This window comes from Micromonospora sp. NPDC047187 (assembly GCF_040643355.1).
Classification (GTDB): domain Bacteria; phylum Actinomycetota; class Actinomycetes; order Mycobacteriales; family Micromonosporaceae; genus Micromonospora; species Micromonospora salmantinae.
Map to the genome: position 1 here is coordinate 36,332 of NZ_JBEYUF010000022.1, position 18,183 is coordinate 54,514.

Genomic DNA, 18,183 nt, shown 5'->3' on the forward strand with positions numbered 1-18,183 from the left:
ACCTTGTCCACGACAGACAAAGAACTGCGGGTCGGCATGGTCGGCTACGCGTTCATGGGCGCCGCGCACTCACAGGCGTGGCGCACCGTGAACCGCGTCTTCGACCTGCCGGCGCGGGCCCGGATGGCGTTGATCTGCGGCCGAGACACAGCGAAGGTGGCTGACGCCGCCGACACACTCGGCTGGGACGCGTACACCACCGACTGGCGTGACCTGATCAACCGGGACGACATCGACGTCGTCGACATCTGCACCCCGGGCGACAGTCACGCCGAGATCGCTCTCGCCGCGTTGGCCGCAGGCAAGCACGTTCTGTGCGAGAAGCCGTTGGCCAACTCGGTGGAGGAGGCACGGGCGATGACCGCTGCGGCGGACGTCGCCCGGGCCTCCGGAGTGCGGTCGATGTGCGGGTTCAACTACCGCCGGGTCCCCGCGGTCACGATGATGCGCCAGTTGGTCGCCGACGGACGGCTCGGGGTGATTCGACACGTCCGTGCGACGTACCTGCAGGACTGGATCGTGGACCCGCAGTTCCCGCTGGTCTGGCGGTTGCAGAAGGACAGGGCGGGCTCCGGCGCGCTCGGTGACATCGGTGCGCACATCATCGACCTGACCCAGTTCGTCACGGGTCAGCGGATCAGCGGCGTCAGCGCGGTCACCGAGACCTTCGTCAAGGAGCGGCCGTTGCCGGCCGAGTCGAGCGGTCTGGCGGCCTCGGTGGACGGCCACACGGCGCCCACCGGGACTGTCACCGTCGACGACGCCGCGGTCTTCGTGGCGCGACTCGACGGTGGCGCCCTGGCCACGTACGAGGCGAGCCGGTTCGCGACCGGCCGTAAGAACGCGCTGCGCGTCGAGATCAACGGCTCGCTGGGCAGTGTGGTCTTCGACCTGGAGCGCCTCAACGAGCTGGAGTTCTACGACGCGACCCGCCCGGCCGTGGAGCAGGGCTTCAGCCGCATCCTGGTGACCGAGGGCGAGCACCCGTACATGTCGGCGTGGTGGCCGCCGGGCCACATCATCGGCTACGAGCACTCGTTCACGCACGAGATGCGCGATTTCATCGAGGCGGTCGCCACCGGTGTCGACCCGACTCCCTCCTTCGCCGACGCGTTGCAGGTCCAGCTGGTGCTGGACGCGGTGGCCCGCTCGGCGGAGCTCGGCTCCTCCTGGGCCGAGGTGGAACCGACGCTGACCGCGGCGACCGTCTGACCATTGACCATCCGCGACGGCGGTGTTCGCACCGCCATCGCCCGACCGGCTTTCCGAAGCCGACCGGCGAGGGACCAGCCACGGATTGCGCCCCGTGGCCGGGACAGAGGTCGGCTTCGGAGAGCGTGCGGCCGGGCTTTTACGGCCCGGTGGCGCACGAGCAGGACGGTCGTCCGGTGCGACCGGACCGGGATTCCCCGGTCGCACCGGAGGACCGCCACCACCGGTGACCTCCGGAGGACCTGATGACACCGCCCGCCGCCGCCCCCACCCGTACCGCATCCGCTCGCCGGTTCCCGGCGGGTAGTGGTTCGGTCGGTGTTCCGGTGGGCGCGGCGGCCTGAGACGCCCGGCCGAGGCATGCCAATGCCTCGACCGGCCGGATGCGGGGGAGGCAGGGTCGAGACGCCGACCCGACCCTGCCTACCAGCCCCGTCTGCTCGCACCTGCCGGGATCCGGTCCGGCGTCGTCGCCGCCGACGCCGACGTCGGAAGCCGGTGCTGTTCCGGTGCGGGGCGAGCGGACGGGGCCCATCCACCCCGGCCCGAAACTTTCCGAAACTGGCCCGTATCTTTCCGAAACATATTCTGATATTCCTATATTTAGCGGTACCGACGGTTCCTCGTGAAGGGGAAGGAGCACCATGCGAACAGGTGTCTGGCTGGTAGGAGCGCGCGGTTCGGTCGCGACCACCAGCATCGTCGGGGGGCTCGCGCTGCGGGCCGGCCTGGCCGGGCCGACCGGCTGCGTCACCGAGCTTCCCGAGCTGCGCGGCCCGGCCCTGCCGGCCTTCACCGATCTGGTCTTCGGCGGACACGATCTGGCCACCACTCCGCTGTGCAAGCGCGCCGAGGCCCTCGCCGACGCCGGTGTCATCCCCTGGCGACTGGTCGCCGCGCTCCGCGACGAGCTGGGCGTGGTCGAGCAGGAACTGCGCCCAGCACCGGTCGGCGACACCCAGGCCGACCGGGCCGAGGCAGTGGTCCGCGACCTGACCAGCTTCCGCGAGCGGCACGAACTGGACCGGGTGGTGGTGGTCAACGTCTCCGCCACCGAGCCGGCCCCCGAACCGCACCCCGCGCACGCCGACCCGGCCGCGCTACGCGCCGCCCTCGACGGCCCGGACGAGGTGCTGCCGGTCAGCTCCCTCTACGCGTACGCCGCAGTGCTCGCCGGCTGCCCGTACGTCGACTTCACCCCGTCCACCGGGCTGCGGTTGCCGGCGCTGGCCGCGCTGGCCGAGGAGGCCCGACTGCCGTACGCCGGGCACGACGGCAAGACCGGGGAAACCCTTGTCAAGTCGGTGCTCGCGCCGATGTTCGCGATGCGCAACCTGGCCGTGGGCTCCTGGTCCGGGGTCAACCTGCTCGGCGGTGGCGACGGCGCCACCCTCGCCGACCCGGCCGCGAACGCGGCGAAGGTGCAGAGCAAGCAGCGGGTGCTCGGCGAGACGCTGGGCTACGTCCCGCAGGGCGGCACCCGCATCGAGTACGTCGAGGAGCTGGGCGACTTCAAGACCGCCTGGGATCTGATCACCTTCAGCGGCTTCCTCGGCACCGGCATGCGGATGGAGTTCACCTGGCACGGCTGCGACTCCGCGTTGGCCGCGCCGCTGGTGCTCGACCTGGCCCGGCTCACCGCCGCCGCGCACGCCGCCGGGCAGGTGGGGCCGCTGGCCGACCTGGGCTTCTTCTTCAAGGACCCGCTGGGCGCGCCCACCCACTCGCTGGGTGAGCAGTGGGCCCGGCTGACCGCCTTCACCCGGCAACTGCACGACGGCGGAGACGGTGACCATGACAACGTTGGCTGATCTCGCCGAGCTGGTCCGGGCGCCGGCCGCGCTCTCGGTGCCCGGCGACGTGATCGCCGGGGCCGCGGCGGCCGGCGCGTTGAGCCCGCGTACCCCGGCCCTGGCCGGCGCATCGGTGCTGCTCTACTGGGCCGGCATGGCCGCCAACGACTGGGCCGACCGACGCCTGGACGCCGAGGAACGGCCCGAGCGGCCGATCCCGAGCGGGCGGATCACCCCGGCCGCCGCTGTCGGCCTCGCGGCGGGCCTCACGGCCGCCGGCGTGGGCCTGGCCGCCGCCGCGGGCGGTCGCCGCGCCGCCGCGCTCGCCGTGCCGCTGGCCGCCACCATCTGGGGGTACGACCTGCTGGCCAAGAACACCGCGGCCGGCCCGGCCGTGATGGCCGCCTGCCGAGGGCTGGACGTGCTGCTCGGCGCGTCCGGCGGCCGGATCACCCGGGCGTTGCCGGCGGCGGCCACCGTCGCCGCGCACACCTGGACGGTCACCGCGCTGTCCCGCCGGGAGGTCACCGGCGCCGACGCCACCCTGCCGATGCGCACCCTCGCCGGCACCGCGTTGGTCGCCGCCAGTGCCGCCGTCGCCGTGCCGGGCGCCCGACGCGCAGCCCACCGATCGACGAACCAGCCCGGGGCCACCGACCGGGCCGACACCGTCGACGAGACCGGCGTGCGCGCGGGTCGCAGCCGGTCGGCCACGATCGCGGCGCTGCTGCCCGCGGTGCTGGCCGGCTGGTACGCCGCCCGGTACGGCGCGGCCCAGGCCGAGGTGGTCCGGGACCCGTCGGCCGGGCGGGTCCGCGCGGCCGTCGGCGCCGGGATCACCGGGTTGCCGGCCCTCCAGGGAGCCCTCACCGCACGGGGTGGGGCGGGTCTGCTCGGGGTGGCCGTCGCGGCGGCCGCGCCGCTGGGTCGACGGCTGGCCCGGAAGGTCTCCCCGACATGAGCGTCCCCGAGCCCCGGCCCGGTGCGTCGGCCGCCGACGCCACCACGCTGCGCCTCGGGTACGGCACGAACGGCTTCGCCAACCACCGCCTCGACGACGCGCTCGCCGTCATCGCCGACCTCGGTTACGACGGGGTGGCGCTCACCCTGGACCACGACCACCTGGACCCGTTCGCGCCCGGGCTCACCCGCCGGGTCGCCGCTGTCGGTCGACGGTTGGAGTCGCTGGGCCTGGCGGTGGTCATCGAGACCGGTGCCCGCTACCTGCTCGACCCGTGGCAGAAGCACGCCCCGACGTTGCTGCACGACGACCCGACCCGACGGATCGAGTTCCTGCGCCGGGCCGTGCGGATCGGCGCCGACCTGGGCGCGGAGGCGGTCTCGTTCTGGGCCGGTGTCCGACCCGAGGCGGTGTCACAGCAGTGCGCCTGGGACCGGCTGGTGTCCGGCTGCGCCACAGTGGTCGACGCGGCCGACACCGCTGGCGTCACACTCGGCTTCGAACCGGAGCCGGGCATGCTGGTGCAGGACATCGCCGACTGGCGTCGGCTGCACGCGGCACTCGACAACCCGGCTCGTTTCGGCATCACCCTCGACATCGGCCACTGCCGGTGCCTGGAGCCCTGGCCGGTGCCGCAGTGCGTCGCCGAGGTGGCCGATCACCTGGTCAACGTGCAGATCGACGACATGCGCCGAGGTGTGCACGAGCACCTGGAGTTCGGCGTCGGCGAGATCGACTTCCCGCCGGTGCTGGCCGCGCTGCGCGACGCCGGCTACCGCGGCCTGGTCGCCGTCGAATTGCCCCGCGACTCGCACGCCGCGCCCGCCGTGGCCGCCCGGTCGATCGAGTTCCTGCGGGCCGCCGCGGCTACCGAATACGACCCTGCCCACACCCTTTGCTCTGCACCCGCCGAAGCGACACCCGCCGAGGCGACACCCGCCGAGGCGACACCCGCCGAGGCGACACCCGCCGAAGCGACACCCGCCGAGGCGACACCCGCCGAGGCGACACCCGCCGGGGCGACACCTGCCGAGGCGCGACCTGCCGAAGAGGCCCCGGTGCATATATAGGTGCAGAGCAAAGGGTGGTGGCGGGGCACCGGGGAGCAGCACAAGGGAGGAGACGGGATGACACCGGATTCACTGCGGGCCGCGCTGGGAGGCGTACCCGATCCCGATTGGCTGGACACGGCGCTGCGCCGGGTCAGCACCGAGCCCACCGCGATCACCCGGCTGTTTCCCGCCGTCGGCCGACGCTGCGGGCGGGCCGCACTGCCCGACGCACCCGGCTGGACCGCCGACGACGCGGCCCGGGTGCTGCTGCTCACCAGCCTGCAAGGCGAGCACGCGACGTACGCCGAGCGCCTCTACCAACACGGTGACGCGGCCGAACGACGAGCCGTGCTGCGCGCCCTGCCGCTGCTGCCGATCGGCGCCGACGCGGTTCCGTTGCTGCACGACGCGATCCGGACCAACGACACCCGGCTGGTCGCCGCCGCGCTCGGCCCGTACGCCCGGCACCTCGACCAGGCCGCCTGGCGGCAGGCGGTGCTCAAGTGCGTGTTCAGCGGCGTTCCCCTGGCCAACGTGGCGGACCTGGACACCCGGGCCGACGGCGAGCTGACCGCGATGCTGGCCGCGCTGGCCGCCGAACGGCACGCCGCCGGCCGGGAGTTGCCCGCCGACGCCAACGACCTGCTCCACCGGCTCACCGCCGCACTGCCCCGGGAGGCGTGAATGCGCATCTTCGACCCCCACATCCACATGACCTCGCGCACCACCGACGACTACGAACGGATGGCCGCCGCCGGAGTGCGCGCGGTGGTGGAGCCGGCGTTCTGGCTGGGTCAGCCGCGCACCAGCGCCGCCTCGTTCACCGACTACTTCGACTCGTTGATCGGCTGGGAGCCGTTCCGGGCCGGGCAGTTCGGGGTGCGCCACTTCGCCACCATCGCGCTGAACCCCAAGGAGGCCAACGACCCGCGCTGCCGGCCGGTCCTCGACCTGCTGCCCCGCTACCTGGACAAGGACGCGGTGGTGGCGGTCGGCGAGATCGGGTACGACTCGATGACGCCCGAGGAGGACGAGGCGTTCGCGGCGCAGCTCGCCCTCGCGGTGGCGTACGACCTGCCGGCGCTGGTGCACACCCCGCACCGGGACAAGGCGCGCGGCTGCGAGCGGACCCTCGCCGTGGTCGCCGAGTCCGGCATCGACGCGGGTCGGGTGGTCGTCGACCACCTCAACGAGGTGACGGTGAAGCTGGTCCGCGACAGCGGCTGCTGGCTGGGTTTCTCCATCTACCCGGACACCAAGATGACCCCGCAGCGGATGGTGGAGTTGCTGCGGGAGTACGGCACGGAACGGATGCTGGTCAACTCGGCAGCCGACTGGGGGCGCTCCGACCCGCTGCTGACCAGGGCCACCGGCGAGGCGATGCTCGCGGCCGGCTTCAGCGACGACGACGTCGACAAGGTGCTGTGGCGAAACCCGGTGGAGTTCTACGGTCAGTCGGGGCGGCTCGACCTCAGCGACCTGGACACCGCCGCCGCGGTGGACCCGCAGACCGGCAACTCGATCCTGCGCGGCGGCAGCTGATGCGGCTGCGACATGCCGGCGGCGAGACCGTCCACCTGGGCTACTGCACCAACGTGCACCCGGCCGAGGACCTCGCCGGAATCCTCGGTCAACTGGACACCTACGCGGTGCCGGTCCGCGAGACGCTCGGCAGCGACCTGCTCGGGCTCGGACTGTGGCTGGCCGCCCCGGTCGCCGCCGAGCTGGCCGCCGACCCGACGCTCCGCCGCCGGTTGCGCACCGAGCTGGACGCGCGCGGCCTGGAGGTGGTCACCCTCAACGGCTTCCCGTACGCGGCCTTCCAGGCCCCGGTGGTCAAGCAGGACGTGTACCACCCGGACTGGACCACCGAGCAGCGCCTGACGTACACACTGAATTTGGCCAGGGTGCTCGCCGACCTGCTGCCCGACGACGCCGCCCGGGGCTCGATCTCCACGCTGCCGCTGGCCTGGCGTCGACCGTGGGACACCGACCGGGCCGACGCGGCCCGACGCCGCCTGGACCAACTGGCCGCCGGCCTGGCCGACGTGCAGCGGGACACCGGCCGTGAGGTGCGCGTCGCCTTCGAGCCGGAGCCCGGCTGTGTGGTGGAGAGCACCGGTCAGGCGGCCGAGCTGCTGTCCGGAATGGACACCGACCGGTTGGGTGTCTGCCTCGACCTGGCCCACCTGGCCTGTGCCTGGGAGGAGCCGGCCGAAGCACTGCAACGACTGCGGGCGGCCGGACTGCCGGTGGTGAAGGTGCAGGTCTCGGCCGCTGTCGAGGCCGCCGACCCGGAGGGCGGGGCCGAGGCGTTGCGCCGCTGGGTGGAGCCGCGCTTCCTGCACCAGACCCGGGGCGCCGGTTGCGCCGGTCTGGCCGACCCGGCCGACCCGACGTACGCGGCCGACGACCTGGACGAGGCGCTGGACCGGGCGCTGCCCGGCCCGTGGCGGGTGCACTACCACGTGCCGCTGCACGCCCCACCCGAGGAGCCGCTCGGCTCGACCCTGCCGGTGCTCCGCGCGGCCCTGAGAGCGCTCTTCGACGGCCCGACCGCCGGCTGCGACCACCTCGACGTCGAGACGTACACCTGGGGGGTGCTGCCGGCCGCCCGACGGCCCGGCACCGACGCGGAGCTGGCCGCCGGCATCGCCGCGGAGCTGGCCTTCGCCCGGGACGAACTGGTCGGCCTCGGCCTGACCGCAGAACGAACCGTGAGCATGGGGGTGACGCGATGAGCCGACGACTGGTGGTCCTCGACGTGGTGGGGTTGACGCCCCGACTACTGGCGCACATGCCTCGACTGCGGGGGGTGGCCGACGGCGGCTTCCGGGCCGAGCTGGGCACCGTGCTGCCCGCCGTGACCTGCTCGGTGCAGTCCACCTTCCTCACCGGCGAGCAGCCCAGCGGGCACGGGATCGTCGGGAACGGGTGGTATTTCCGGGAGCTGGGCGAGGTGCTGCTGTGGCGGCAGCACAACGCGCTGGTCGGCGGGGACAAGCTCTGGCAGGCCGCCCGTCGGGCCGAACCCGGCTACACGGTGGCCAACGTCTGCTGGTGGTACGCCATGGGCGCCGACGTCAACTGGACGGTGACGCCCCGCCCGGTCTACTACGCCGACGGGCGCAAGGAACCGGACTGCTACACCGACCCGCCGGAGCTGCACGACGCGCTCACCGGGCGGTTGGGCACCTTCCCGCTCTTCACCTACTGGGGGCCGACGGCCGGGTTGCCGTCGTCGCGGTGGATCTGCCAGGCGGCCGAGCAGATCCTCGCCGACGTGTCACCCGACCTGACCCTGGTCTACGTTCCGCACCTGGACTACGACCTGCAACGCTTCGGTCCCTCGTCGGCCCAGGCCGCCGCGGCGGCAGCCGAGCTGGACGCGGTGCTCGGCCCGCTCCTTGACGCCGCCCGGGCCCGGGACGTCACTGTGGTGGTGCTGTCGGAGTACGGCATCACCGACGTGTCCCGCCCGGTGGACGTCAACCGGTTGCTGCGCGCCGAGGGCCTGTTGCGGGTGCACACCCAGGCGGGCATGGAGTACCTCGACCCGTGGACGTCGAAGGCGTTCGCGGTCGCCGACCACCAGATCGCGCACGTCTACGTCAAGGATCCGGCCGACGTGCCGGCGGTGGCGAAGCTCTGCGCCGGCCTGCCCGGGGTGGCCGAGGTGCTCGACGCCGAGGGCAAGGCCGCACACGGGCTGGACCATCCGCGCGCCGGTGAGCTGGTGCTGGTGGCCGAGCCGGACGCCTGGTTCACCTACTACTACTGGCTGGACGACGCCCAGGCACCCGACTTCGCCCGGCTCGTGGAAATTCACCGGAAGCCGGGCTACGACCCGGCGGAGCTGTTCTTCGACCCGGCCAACCCCGGTGCCGCGAAGGCCCGGGCCGGGGTCGCCCTGGCCCGCAAGAAGCTCGGCATGCGGTACCTGATGAGCGCCGTCGGCCTCGATGCCGGCGCGCGGGCGGTGCGCGGCTCGCACGGGCGGCTGCCGGACGACCCGGCGGACGGCCCGGTGCTGCTCTGCTCCGACCCGACGGCGGCCCGGGACAAGATCGCGGCGACCGAGGTCAAGGCGCTGCTGCTGGAGCTGGCCGGGCTGAGCCCCGGCGGTGCGGGCGGGTCGGGGGAGGGCTCATGACGGTCACCGTCGCGCCCACCGACGCCAGCGAGCTGCGGGCGCGCTTCGACGCGGAGCTGGCCGGGTTTCTCAGCCGGCAGGGCCCGGACTGGCCGGACGGGGCGCCGCGGGGCGTGTTCACCGCGCTGCAGCGGTTCGTGCTGGCCGGTGGCAAGCGGTTACGACCGCTCTTCTGCTACTGGGGTTGGCGCGGCGCGGGGGCGGCCGACGGCACCCCGATCGTGGTGGCCGCGGCGGCCCTGGAGCTGTTCCACGCGTTCGCGCTGATCCACGACGACATCCTGGACGGCAGCGACCGCCGCCGGGGTGAGCCGTCGGTGCACCGGCTCTTCGCCGACCTGCACGCCCGCTCGTCGTGGCGCGGTGACCCCGAGGCGTACGGCCGCAACACCGCGCTGCTCTGCGGGGACCTCTGCGCGGCCTGGTCGGATCAGATGTTCCACGAGTGCGGGCTGAGCACCGAGCAGGTGCACCGGGGGTACGGCGTGTTCGCGCTGATGCGTACCGAGGTGATCGCGGGGGAGTACCTGGACCTGGTCTCGGGCGTGGGTGACGGCTCGGTGGCCAGCGCGCTCACAGTGATCCGGATGAAGGCCGCCCGGTACACGGTCACCAGGCCGTTGCAGATCGGTGCTGCCCTGGCCGGCGCGGAGCCGGAGCTGATCGCCGCGCTGGGCGAGTTCGGTGACCCGCTGGGTGACGCGTTCCAGCTCCGCGACGACGTCCTGGGCGTGTTCGGTGACCCGGCGGTCACCGGGAAGTCGGTCCTGGACGACCTGCGTGAGGGCAAGCCCACAGTCATGATGGCGCTGGCCCGCAGCGCCGCCGACCGGCCGCAGACCATCCGGTTGCGGGAGCTGTTCGGCAACCCGGCGTTGGACGCCGAGGGCGCGGCGGAGCTGCGCGACATCATCGAGGCGACCGGCGCGCGGGAGCGGATCGAGCAGATGATCCGGGTCCGGACCGAGGCCGCGCTCTCCGCCCTGCAGAACGCCGTGGTGGCCGATGACGCCCGCGCGGCCCTGGTTGCGCTGGCCGGGCAGGCGATCGACCGACGCGCCTGACCGGCGACTTTCGATCAAATCGACGAAAGTTGATGCTGAACCGCCGGAAGGTATGGACACATCGACACGTGCGACTTAGTGTCGTGACCAACACGACAATGTTTCGTCGAGGTGAACCGGCGGCGCGGTAACCCATCGACCCCCCCACCACCGCTACGGCATCCGGCGCGACGGCGCGCGCCCGGCCTGGCAGTCACACGTCAGGAAGGGACAGCACAGATGTCCATGAAGGACGCTCCCAGACAACGGTCCCGACGATGGTTCTCCGCCGGATCCGCGCTGCTCCTGGCGGTCGCCGCCGGCACTGTCACCTTCGCCGCCGGCTCGGCCCCCGCCCAGGCACACACGATCGTCGCCAGCGACTTCCAGCAGGTCGAGCTGGCTCGCGGCGTGACCGACATGGGTGAGCCGATGTCGCTGGCGGTGCTGCCGGACCGCTCGGTCCTGCACACCGCCCGCAACGGCACCCTGCGCCGCACCGACGCCAACGGCACCACCTCCGTGATCGGCACCCTGTCGGTCTACAGTCACGACGAGGAGGGGTTGCAGGGCGTCGGGATCGACCCGGGCTTCGCCAGCAACCGCTACATCTACCTCTACTACGCCCCGCCGCTCTCCACCCCCGGCGGGGACGCGCCGGCCACCGGCACCGACTTCTCGGCCTGGAACGGCGTCAACCGGCTCTCCCGGTTCACCCTCAACTCGGACTTCACGCTCAACCAGTCCAGCAAGGTCGACGTGCTCGACGTCCCGGCCAGCCGGGGCGTGTGCTGCCACGTCGGTGGGGACATCGACTTCGACGCCGCCGGCAACCTCTACCTGTCCACCGGCGACGACACCAACCCGTTCGAGTCGTCCGGCTACTCACCACTGGACGAGCGGACCAACCGCAACCCCGCGTACGACGCGCAGCGCAGCGCCGGCAACACCAACGACCTGCGCGGCAAGATCCTGCGGATCAAGGTGAACGCCAACGGCACGTACTCCATCCCGTCGGGCAACATGTTCGCCCCCGGCACGGCCAGGACCCGGCCGGAGATCTACGCGATGGGGTTCCGCAACCCGTTCCGGATCAGCGTGGACAAGGCCACCGGCGTGGTCTACGTCGGTGACTACGGGCCGGACGCCGGCTCCACCAGCTCCACCCGCGGGCCGTCCGGCCAGGTGGAGTTCAACCGGGTCGCGGCACCGGGCAACTACGGCTGGCCGTACTGCACCGGCACCAACACCAGCACCGAGACGTACAACGAGTTCGACTTCGCGACCAGCGCCAGCGGCGCGAAGTACAACTGCACCGGCGGGCCGACGAACAACTCGTTCCGCAACACCGGCCTGACCACTCTGCCGCCGGCCCAGCCGGCCTGGATCCGGTACGCCGGTGACGCCGGCACCCCGACCGAGTTCGGCGGCGGCTCCGAGTCGCCGATGGGCGGCCCGGTCTACCGGTACAACGCCTCGTCGACCTCCACCACCAAGTTCCCGCAGTCGTTCGACGGGCAGTTCTTCGCCACCGAGTTCGGCCGGGGCTGGATCAAGCCGATCCACGTCAACTCCGATGGCTCCCGGGGCACCATCGACACCTTCCCCTGGGTCGGCAAGCAGGTGATGGACTCGGCGTTCGGCCCGGACGGCGCGTACTACGTGCTCGACTACGGCACCGGCTACTTCAACGGTGACGCCAACTCGGCGCTCTACCGCTTCGACTACGTCGGCGGCGGCAACCGGGCGCCCACCGCGAAGGCCAGCGCCAACCGCACCTCCGGCGCGGCCCCGCTCGCTGTGACGTTCTCCTCGGCCGGCTCGGCCGACCCTGAGGGCGGCGCGTTGACCTACTCGTGGGCGTTCGGTGACGGGACCACCTCGACCGCCGCCAACCCGACGAAGACCTACAGCGCCAACGGCACCTACACCGCCACGCTGACGGTGCGCGACCCGCAGGGCGCCACCGGCAGCAGCAGCGTGCAGATCAGCGTCGGCAACACCGCGCCCACCGTCACGATCAACAACCCGGGCAACGGTCAGCTGTTCGGCTTCGGGGACACGGTGCCCTACAGCATCACCGTGACCGACCCGGAGGACGGCACCATCGACTGCACGAAGGTCAAGATGACCTACGTGCTCGGGCACGACCAGCACGGGCACCAGATCACCTCGAAGACCGGCTGCTCGGGCTCGATCACCATCCCGGTCGACGGTGAGCACGACGACGCGGCCAACATCTTCGCGATCTTCGACGCCGAGTACACCGACGCCGGTGGGCTGACCACGCACACCCAGCACACGCTGCCGCCGCGGCACCGCCAGGCCGAGTTCTACGGCACCTCGTCGGGGATCAACGTGTTCAGCAAGACCCCGGCCGAGGGTGGCAAGACCGTCGGCGACATCAACAACGGCGACTGGATCGCGTTCCAGCCGTACCGGCTGGGCAACGTCACCTCGTTCAACGCCCGGGTCTCCTCGGCGGGCGCCGGCGGCACCCTCCAGGTCCGAGCCGGCTCGGCCACCGGCACCGTGCTCGGCTCGGCCACGGTCCCGGTGACCGGCGGCTGGGAAACCTTCACCACCGTCACCGGGACGATCAGCAACCCGCCGACCGGCACGACCACGCTCTACCTGACCTTCGCCGGGTCGGGCACCGGGGCGCTCTACGACCTGGACGCCTTCACCTTCGTCACCGGGACGCCCCCGGCCGGTGGGCCCGGGGCGATCAAGGGCCTCGGTGGCAAGTGCCTGGACGTGCGCAACGCCGCCACCGCCGACGGCACGCAGATCCAGATCTACACCTGCAACGGCAGTGCCGCGCAGACCTGGGCGGTCACCCCCAACTCCACGATCAAGTCGTTGGGCAAGTGCCTGGACGTGTCGGGCGGCGCCACCGCCGACGGCACCAAGATCCAGCTCTGGACCTGCAACGGGACGGCCGCGCAGAACTGGGCCGCCCAGGCCGACGGCACGCTCCGCAACACGTCGTCGGGCAAGTGCCTCGACGTCTCCGCCAACAGCTCCGCTGACAGCACGGTGGTCCACCTCTGGACCTGCACCGCCGCCGCCAACCAAAAGTGGACCCTGCCCTGAGCTGGCGGGAGGGGCCCTTCGACAACGCCTAGTGTGAGGCGAGGGGCCCCTCCTAACCGCAATTAGGAGAGCGATATGCGCAGACGCCTGCGACCCGTCCTCGGTGCGGCCATGGCCGCACTCGCCGTCATCGCCTGCACCACCCCGGCCACCCCGGCCAGCGCCGCCGACGCCCCCTACGACGTGCTGGTCTTCTCCAAGACCGCTGGTTTCCGGCACGACGCGATCCCGGTCGGCATCCAGACCATCCGCGACCTGGGTGCGGGCAACAACTTCACGGTCACCGCGACCGAGGACGCCGCCGCGTTCACCACGAGCAACCTCAACCAGTACGAGGCGGTCGTCTTCCTCAACACCACCGGCGACGTACTCAACGCCAGCCAGCAGACCGCCTTCGAGTCGTACATCGGCTCCGGCCGCGGATACGTGGGTGTGCACGCCGCAGCCGACACCGAGTACGACTGGCCGTTCTACGGCAACCTCGTGGGGGCGTGGTTCGCCTCGCACCCCGCGATCCAGCAGGCCAACATGAAGGTGGAGGACCGGGGCCACGCGGCCACCGCTCACCTGCCGCAGACCTGGACCCGCACCGACGAGTGGTACAACTACCGCACCAACGCCCGGTCGAGCGCCCACGTGCTGGCCACCCTCGACGAGTCGTCGTACTCCGGCGGCGGGATGGGCGCCGACCACCCGCTGAGCTGGTGCAAGAGCTACAGCGGCGGCCGGTCCTTCTACACCGGCGCGGGGCACACCCAGGCGTCGTACGCGGAGGCGGGGTTCCGGAACCACCTGCTCGGCGGCATCCGGTACGCCTCCGGTCGGAGCAAGGCCGACTGTCGGCCCGAGACCGGCTACACCCCGCTGTTCAACGGTTCGACGGCCGGTTGGTCACAGGCCGGCCCGGGCAGCTTCACCAACACCGACGCCACCCTGACCTCGGTGGGCGGCATGGGGCTGTACTGGTACAACGCCAAGCAGTTCACCAACTACTCGCTGAAGATGGACTGGAAGCTGGCCGGTGACGACAACTCCGGCGTCTTCATCGGCTTCCCGCCGTCGAGTGACCCGTATTCGGCGATCAACAACGGCTACGAGGTCCAGATCGACGCCACCGACGCGGTCGACCGCACCACCGGCGCGATCTACACGTACAAGGCCGCCGACATCGCCGCCCGCGACGCGGCGCTCAACGCGCCGGGGGAGTGGAACACCTACGAGCTGCTGGTCGAGGGGGAACGGCTGCAGGTCTTCCTCAACGGAGTGAAGATCAACGACTTCACCAACACCGACCCGGTCCGCTCGCTCGCCGGACACATCGGCATCCAGAACCACGGCACCGGTGACGACACCTCCTTCCGCAACATCCGGATCAAGGAGTTGGGCACGACCCCGCCGCCCACCGGCACGATCCAGGCCGAGACCTTCAGCTCGGCCAACGGCGTCTCCGCGTTCACCAAGGAGGGCGCCAACGGTGGGCAGACCCTCGGCTACATCGAACCGGGTGACTGGGCCGCCTACAACGGGGTCAACCTGACCGGGGTCACCTCGTTCACGGCCCGGGTCGTCTCCGGCGGCGCGGGTGGCGCCATCCAGGTGCGCACCGGTTCGGCCACCGGCCCGGTGCTCGGCACCGTCGCGGTGCCGAACACCGGCAGTTGGACGACCTACGCCAACGTCTCCACGGCGCTGACCAACGTCCCGTCCAGCACCCAGAACCTCTACCTCACCTTCACCGGTAGCGGCACGGGGCTCTTCGACCTGGACGACTTCACACTGGTCAAGGGCGGCGGCGGCACTCCCGGGGTAGGCCCGGTCAAGGGTCTCGCCGGCAAGTGCCTGGACGTGCGCAACGCCGGCACCGCCGACGGCACCCAGATCCAGATCTACACCTGCAACGGCAGCACCGCGCAGACCTGGACCGTGGCCGGCTCGACGATCAAGGCGCTGGGCAAGTGTCTGGACGTCTCCGGTGGTGGCTCTGCCAACGGCACCAAGATCCAGCTCTGGACCTGCAACGGCAGCGGAGCGCAGAACTGGGCTGCCGCGTCAGACGGCACCCTGCGCAACCCGTCGTCGGGCAAGTGCCTGGACGTCTCCGGCAACAACTCCGCCGACAGCACCATCGTGCACCTCTGGACCTGCCTCAACGCGGCCAACCAGAAGTGGACCCTGCCCTGACCGACTGACCCCGGAGGGGCCACGGCTCACGTCGTCGGCCCCTCCGGCCCAGCCGGCCTTACCGCCGCCGACCGGCTCACAGCGGGCTGCCGTACCTTGACCTGCATGGGGTTGTTCGCGCAGTGGCGTGGGACGGTGCTGGCGCGAGGCCATCAGCTGCTCGGTGCGCTGGGCCGGGCCGACGAGCCCGACGACCCGTCCGAGCCGGCGCCCAGCCTGAACCGCCTCGACGCGCTGGTGGAGGGCTTCACCGCCGGTCAACCGGTGCGCTGGACCATGGCCGGGCAACCCCGACCGCTGCCCGGCCCGGTCGACGTGGTGGCGTACCGGATCATCGAGGAAGCGCTGACGAACGCGTGCCGGCACGCGCCGGGCGCTCCGGTCGGGGTCCGCCTGCGCTACGACGCCGCGGGCATCACCATCGAGGTCCGCGACGAGGGCGCCGGTCCCGCTCCGTCCGGCGGCGGCAGCCAGGGCGTCGGTCGGGGTCTGCTCGGGGTACGCAGGCGCGCCGAACGGCTCGGCGGCACGTTCTCCGCCGGCCCACGCGTCGGTGGTGGCTTCACCGTACGGGCTGTCCTGCCCGCGCCCGAGGAAATGATCGGATGATCGGCCGACCGCGGGGCTTCCCCGATGGGGTGCTGCGGAAATAGGGTGGGGGTCGGCGACCGTGCTGGTGGCCGGTGACCCGGTGGGAGGCGCAACCCGCCGGGCTCAGGTGTGTTCCGCACCCACCGGTGACCGCTCGGGTGCCGCGCACGTCCGGTCACCCTCGCCCCGGTCCGCACAAGGAATCCCCATCACACTAGGGGAGAAGGACAATGGCGCGACCCATCACGCTCTTCACCGGCCAGTGGGCCGATCTTCCGTTCGAGGAGGTCTGCCGGCTCGCCTCCGAGTGGGGCTACGACGGTCTGGAGATCGCCTGCTGGGGCGACCACTTCGAGGTCGACAAGGCGCTCGCCGACGACTCGTACGTCGAGCGCAAGCGGGAGACCCTCGCGAAGCACAACCTTGAGGTCTTCACGATCTCCAACCACCTGGTTGGTCAGGCGGTCTGCGACCACCCGATCGACGAGCGGCACCAGGACATCCTGCCCGGCCGCATCTGGGGCGACGGGGAGCCCGAGGGGGTTCGTCAGCGGGCCGCCGAGGAGATCAAGGACACCGCGCGGGCGGCGGCGAAGCTCGGGGTGAAGACGGTCGTCGGCTTCACCGGTTCGTCGATCTGGCACACCCTCGCGATGTTCCCGCCGGTGCCGCCGTCGATGATCGAGCGCGGCTACCAGGACTTCGCCGACCGGTGGAACCCCATCCTCGACGTGTTCGACGAGGTGGGAGTGCGGTTCGCGCACGAGGTACACCCCAGCGAGATCGCGTACGACTACTGGACGACGAAGCGCACGCTGGAGGCGATCGGCAACCGGCCCGCGTTCGGGCTGAACTGGGACCCGTCGCACTTCGTCTGGCAGGAACTCGACCCGGTGAACTTCATCTTCGACTTCGCCGACCGGATCTACCACGTGGACTGCAAGGACGCGAAGGTGCGTACCGGCGATGGCCGGCGTGGCCGGCTCGCCTCGCACCTGCCCTGGGCCGACCTGCGGCGCGGTTGGGACTTCGTCTCCACCGGCCACGGCGACGTGCCCTGGGAGGACTGCTTCCGCGCGTTGAACGCGATCGGCTACACCGGCCCGATCTCGGTCGAGTGGGAAGACGCCGGAATGGACCGGCTGGTCGGCGCCCCGGAGGCGTTGCAGTTCGTCCGCCGGCTCGCCTTCGACGCACCGAGCGCCGCCTTCGACGCGGCGTTCAGCAGCAAGGACTGACCGCACGTCGGACAGACCACGGGCCGGTCGCCCTGCGGCGACCGGCCCGTCGACGTGCGATTGGTCAGAGCGTGCTGGCGTTCGTGCCCGAGCCGGACGGCTTGGTGCGGGGGTTCGTGGACGACGGCGACCCGGAGGTCGTGCCGACCGTGCTGGTGCCCGCCTTGGCGCCCACTGTGGCGGGCGTGCCGGCGAACGCGTCGTCGGCGGCGGTCAGCTCCTGCTTGCCGGTGCTGCCGTTGGTGGTGCCCAGCTTCTCGCCCAGTTTGGTCTGGCCGAGCTTGTCCTTGCCCTCGCTGTAGAGCTTGTTGGCCTGGGCCTGCGCGACCCCGGCCGCCTCCTGGACGGTCGGGTGGTCGAGCACCTTGCGGCCCTTGACCACAAGCTCCTCGTACTTTTCCCGGCCGGCACGGGCGCCCAGGACGAATCCCGCAGCCAGCCCGCCAAGAAACATGATCTTTCCGCGCATGGCGGCTCCTTCCGTACCTGACGCGCCGTCACCCCGGCGAGTTGCCCCGTCGGAAGGCGACCTGTTCGCGCCTGCGTCCTCTGTCCGCAGCTAACTACCCATCCTGCTCTCCGCTCAAGCATTGTTGTGCCGGGATGGCGATTTACCCCTATTGTCAATGCGACGGCGGGGAGGCAACCCACTGGACCACCACCGGGGGATGTCCTGTACTCTTGTCCCGTCGCAAGGCGTCGGGGAGATCCGAAGTCGGGCGGAGCACGATCCCCTGTAGCTCAATTGGCAGAGCAGCCGGCTGTTAACCGGCAGGTTATTGGTTCGAGTCCAATCGGGGGAGCTTTTCCACGTACGCCCGTCAGCCACCGGCCGACGGGCGTTTTCGTGTGTGTGACCCGGT

At 71.5% G+C, this 18,183-nt stretch carries 13 protein-coding genes, 1 tRNA gene and 2 pseudogenes; 14 read left to right on the forward strand and 2 right to left on the reverse strand.

What is annotated here, in order from left to right; translation table 11 throughout:
• Positions 1 to 3 precede the first annotated feature (3 nt).
• The 4 genes and pseudogenes from ABZ794_RS26700 to ABZ794_RS26715 all read left to right on the forward strand — a co-directional run.
• Entirely contained in the window at positions 4 to 1,212 is a 1,209-nt protein-coding gene (locus ABZ794_RS26700; RefSeq protein ID WP_210783897.1) for a Gfo/Idh/MocA family oxidoreductase, read from the forward strand.
• A gap of 644 nt (positions 1,213 to 1,856) precedes the next feature.
• A complete protein-coding gene (locus ABZ794_RS26705) occupies positions 1,857 to 3,023 on the forward strand; it encodes an inositol-3-phosphate synthase (protein WP_210783898.1) in 1,167 nt (388 codons plus the stop codon).
• Complete coding sequence (locus tag ABZ794_RS26710; protein ID WP_210783899.1) at positions 3,007 to 3,966, forward strand: SCO3242 family prenyltransferase; 960 nt, start codon at positions 3,007 to 3,009, stop codon at positions 3,964 to 3,966. Before ABZ794_RS26705 ends, ABZ794_RS26710 begins: the two co-directional genes overlap by 17 nt.
• Positions 3,963 to 4,814, forward strand: a pseudogene (locus ABZ794_RS26715) (sugar phosphate isomerase/epimerase family protein); the annotation flags it as partial. The gene ABZ794_RS26710 and the pseudogene ABZ794_RS26715, both read left to right, overlap by 4 nt.
• A gap of 105 nt (positions 4,815 to 4,919) precedes the next feature.
• Here ABZ794_RS26715 and ABZ794_RS26720 read toward each other — a convergent pair.
• A pseudogene (locus ABZ794_RS26720) lies at positions 4,920 to 5,030 on the reverse strand (hypothetical protein); the annotation flags it as partial.
• Positions 5,031 to 5,093: 63 nt separating this feature from the next.
• On the opposite strand from ABZ794_RS26720, the gene ABZ794_RS26725 reads away from it, so the two are divergent.
• From ABZ794_RS26725 to ABZ794_RS26765, 9 genes are all read left to right on the forward strand, one after another.
• Positions 5,094 to 5,702, forward strand: a complete 609-nt coding sequence (locus ABZ794_RS26725) for an EboA domain-containing protein (protein ID WP_357518107.1) — start codon at positions 5,094 to 5,096, stop codon at positions 5,700 to 5,702.
• The gene (locus ABZ794_RS26730) at positions 5,703 to 6,560 is read left to right on the forward strand and encodes a TatD family hydrolase (protein WP_210783901.1); all 858 of its coding nucleotides are present in this window, start codon (positions 5,703 to 5,705) and stop codon (positions 6,558 to 6,560) included.
• Positions 6,560 to 7,759 carry a metabolite traffic protein EboE gene (gene eboE, locus ABZ794_RS26735; protein WP_357518109.1) on the forward strand — a complete coding sequence of 400 codons (1,200 nt, stop codon included), beginning with the start codon at positions 6,560 to 6,562 and terminating at the stop codon, positions 7,757 to 7,759. Before ABZ794_RS26730 ends, eboE begins: the two co-directional genes overlap by 1 nt.
• Positions 7,756 to 9,171: a nucleotide pyrophosphatase/phosphodiesterase family protein gene (locus tag ABZ794_RS26740; protein WP_357518111.1), complete on the forward strand. Its 1,416-nt coding sequence runs from the start codon at positions 7,756 to 7,758 to the stop codon at positions 9,169 to 9,171. The genes eboE and ABZ794_RS26740 overlap by 4 nt, the downstream gene beginning before the upstream one ends.
• Positions 9,168 to 10,235 (forward strand): polyprenyl synthetase family protein, encoded by a 1,068-nt coding sequence (locus ABZ794_RS26745; protein ID WP_210783904.1) that lies wholly within the window; start codon positions 9,168 to 9,170, stop codon positions 10,233 to 10,235. The genes ABZ794_RS26740 and ABZ794_RS26745 overlap by 4 nt, the downstream gene beginning before the upstream one ends.
• Before the next feature lie 219 nt (positions 10,236 to 10,454).
• Positions 10,455 to 13,310, forward strand: a complete 2,856-nt coding sequence (locus ABZ794_RS26750) for a PQQ-dependent sugar dehydrogenase (RefSeq protein WP_210783905.1) — start codon at positions 10,455 to 10,457, stop codon at positions 13,308 to 13,310.
• A 75-nt stretch (positions 13,311 to 13,385) separates the two neighbouring features.
• Entirely contained in the window at positions 13,386 to 15,491 is a 2,106-nt protein-coding gene (locus ABZ794_RS26755; RefSeq protein WP_210783906.1) for a ThuA domain-containing protein, read from the forward strand.
• Between the two features lie 105 nt (positions 15,492 to 15,596).
• Positions 15,597 to 16,100 (forward strand): ATP-binding protein, encoded by a 504-nt coding sequence (locus ABZ794_RS26760; protein WP_238690492.1) that lies wholly within the window; start codon positions 15,597 to 15,599, stop codon positions 16,098 to 16,100.
• Between the two features lie 212 nt (positions 16,101 to 16,312).
• A complete protein-coding gene (locus ABZ794_RS26765; protein WP_030488695.1) occupies positions 16,313 to 17,320 on the forward strand; it encodes a sugar phosphate isomerase/epimerase family protein in 1,008 nt (335 codons plus the stop codon).
• A gap of 64 nt (positions 17,321 to 17,384) precedes the next feature.
• On the opposite strand, the gene ABZ794_RS26770 is transcribed toward ABZ794_RS26765, so the two are convergent.
• Positions 17,385 to 17,789: a hypothetical protein gene (locus ABZ794_RS26770; RefSeq protein WP_091409037.1), complete on the reverse strand. Its 405-nt coding sequence runs from the start codon at positions 17,787 to 17,789 to the stop codon at positions 17,385 to 17,387.
• A gap of 261 nt (positions 17,790 to 18,050) precedes the next feature.
• Here ABZ794_RS26770 and ABZ794_RS26775 point away from each other — a divergent pair.
• Positions 18,051 to 18,123 (forward strand) — tRNA-Asn (locus ABZ794_RS26775).
• The last annotated feature ends 60 nt before the right edge of the window (positions 18,124 to 18,183 follow it).

Bases quoted from the DNA above. Each gene is read 5' to 3' on its own strand.
- ABZ794_RS26755 (WP_210783906.1), top strand. From the start codon at position 13,386: ATGCGCAGACGCCTGCGACCCGTCCTCGGTGCGGCCATGGCCGCACTC.
- ABZ794_RS26765 (WP_030488695.1), top strand. From the start codon at position 16,313: ATGGCGCGACCCATCACGCTCTTCACCGGCCAGTGGGCCGATCTTCCG.
- ABZ794_RS26760 (WP_238690492.1), top strand. From the start codon at position 15,597: ATGGGGTTGTTCGCGCAGTGGCGTGGGACGGTGCTGGCGCGAGGCCAT.
- ABZ794_RS26725 (WP_357518107.1), top strand. From the start codon at position 5,094: ATGACACCGGATTCACTGCGGGCCGCGCTGGGAGGCGTACCCGATCCC.
- ABZ794_RS26745 (WP_210783904.1), top strand. From the start codon at position 9,168: ATGACGGTCACCGTCGCGCCCACCGACGCCAGCGAGCTGCGGGCGCGC.
- ABZ794_RS26750 (WP_210783905.1), top strand. From the start codon at position 10,455: ATGTCCATGAAGGACGCTCCCAGACAACGGTCCCGACGATGGTTCTCC.
- ABZ794_RS26740 (WP_357518111.1), top strand. From the start codon at position 7,756: ATGAGCCGACGACTGGTGGTCCTCGACGTGGTGGGGTTGACGCCCCGA.
- ABZ794_RS26770 (WP_091409037.1), bottom strand. From the start codon at position 17,789: ATGCGCGGAAAGATCATGTTTCTTGGCGGGCTGGCTGCGGGATTCGTC.
- ABZ794_RS26705 (WP_210783898.1), top strand. From the start codon at position 1,857: ATGCGAACAGGTGTCTGGCTGGTAGGAGCGCGCGGTTCGGTCGCGACC.
- ABZ794_RS26710 (WP_210783899.1), top strand. From the start codon at position 3,007: ATGACAACGTTGGCTGATCTCGCCGAGCTGGTCCGGGCGCCGGCCGCG.
- eboE (WP_357518109.1), top strand. From the start codon at position 6,560: ATGCGGCTGCGACATGCCGGCGGCGAGACCGTCCACCTGGGCTACTGC.
- ABZ794_RS26730 (WP_210783901.1), top strand. From the start codon at position 5,703: ATGCGCATCTTCGACCCCCACATCCACATGACCTCGCGCACCACCGAC.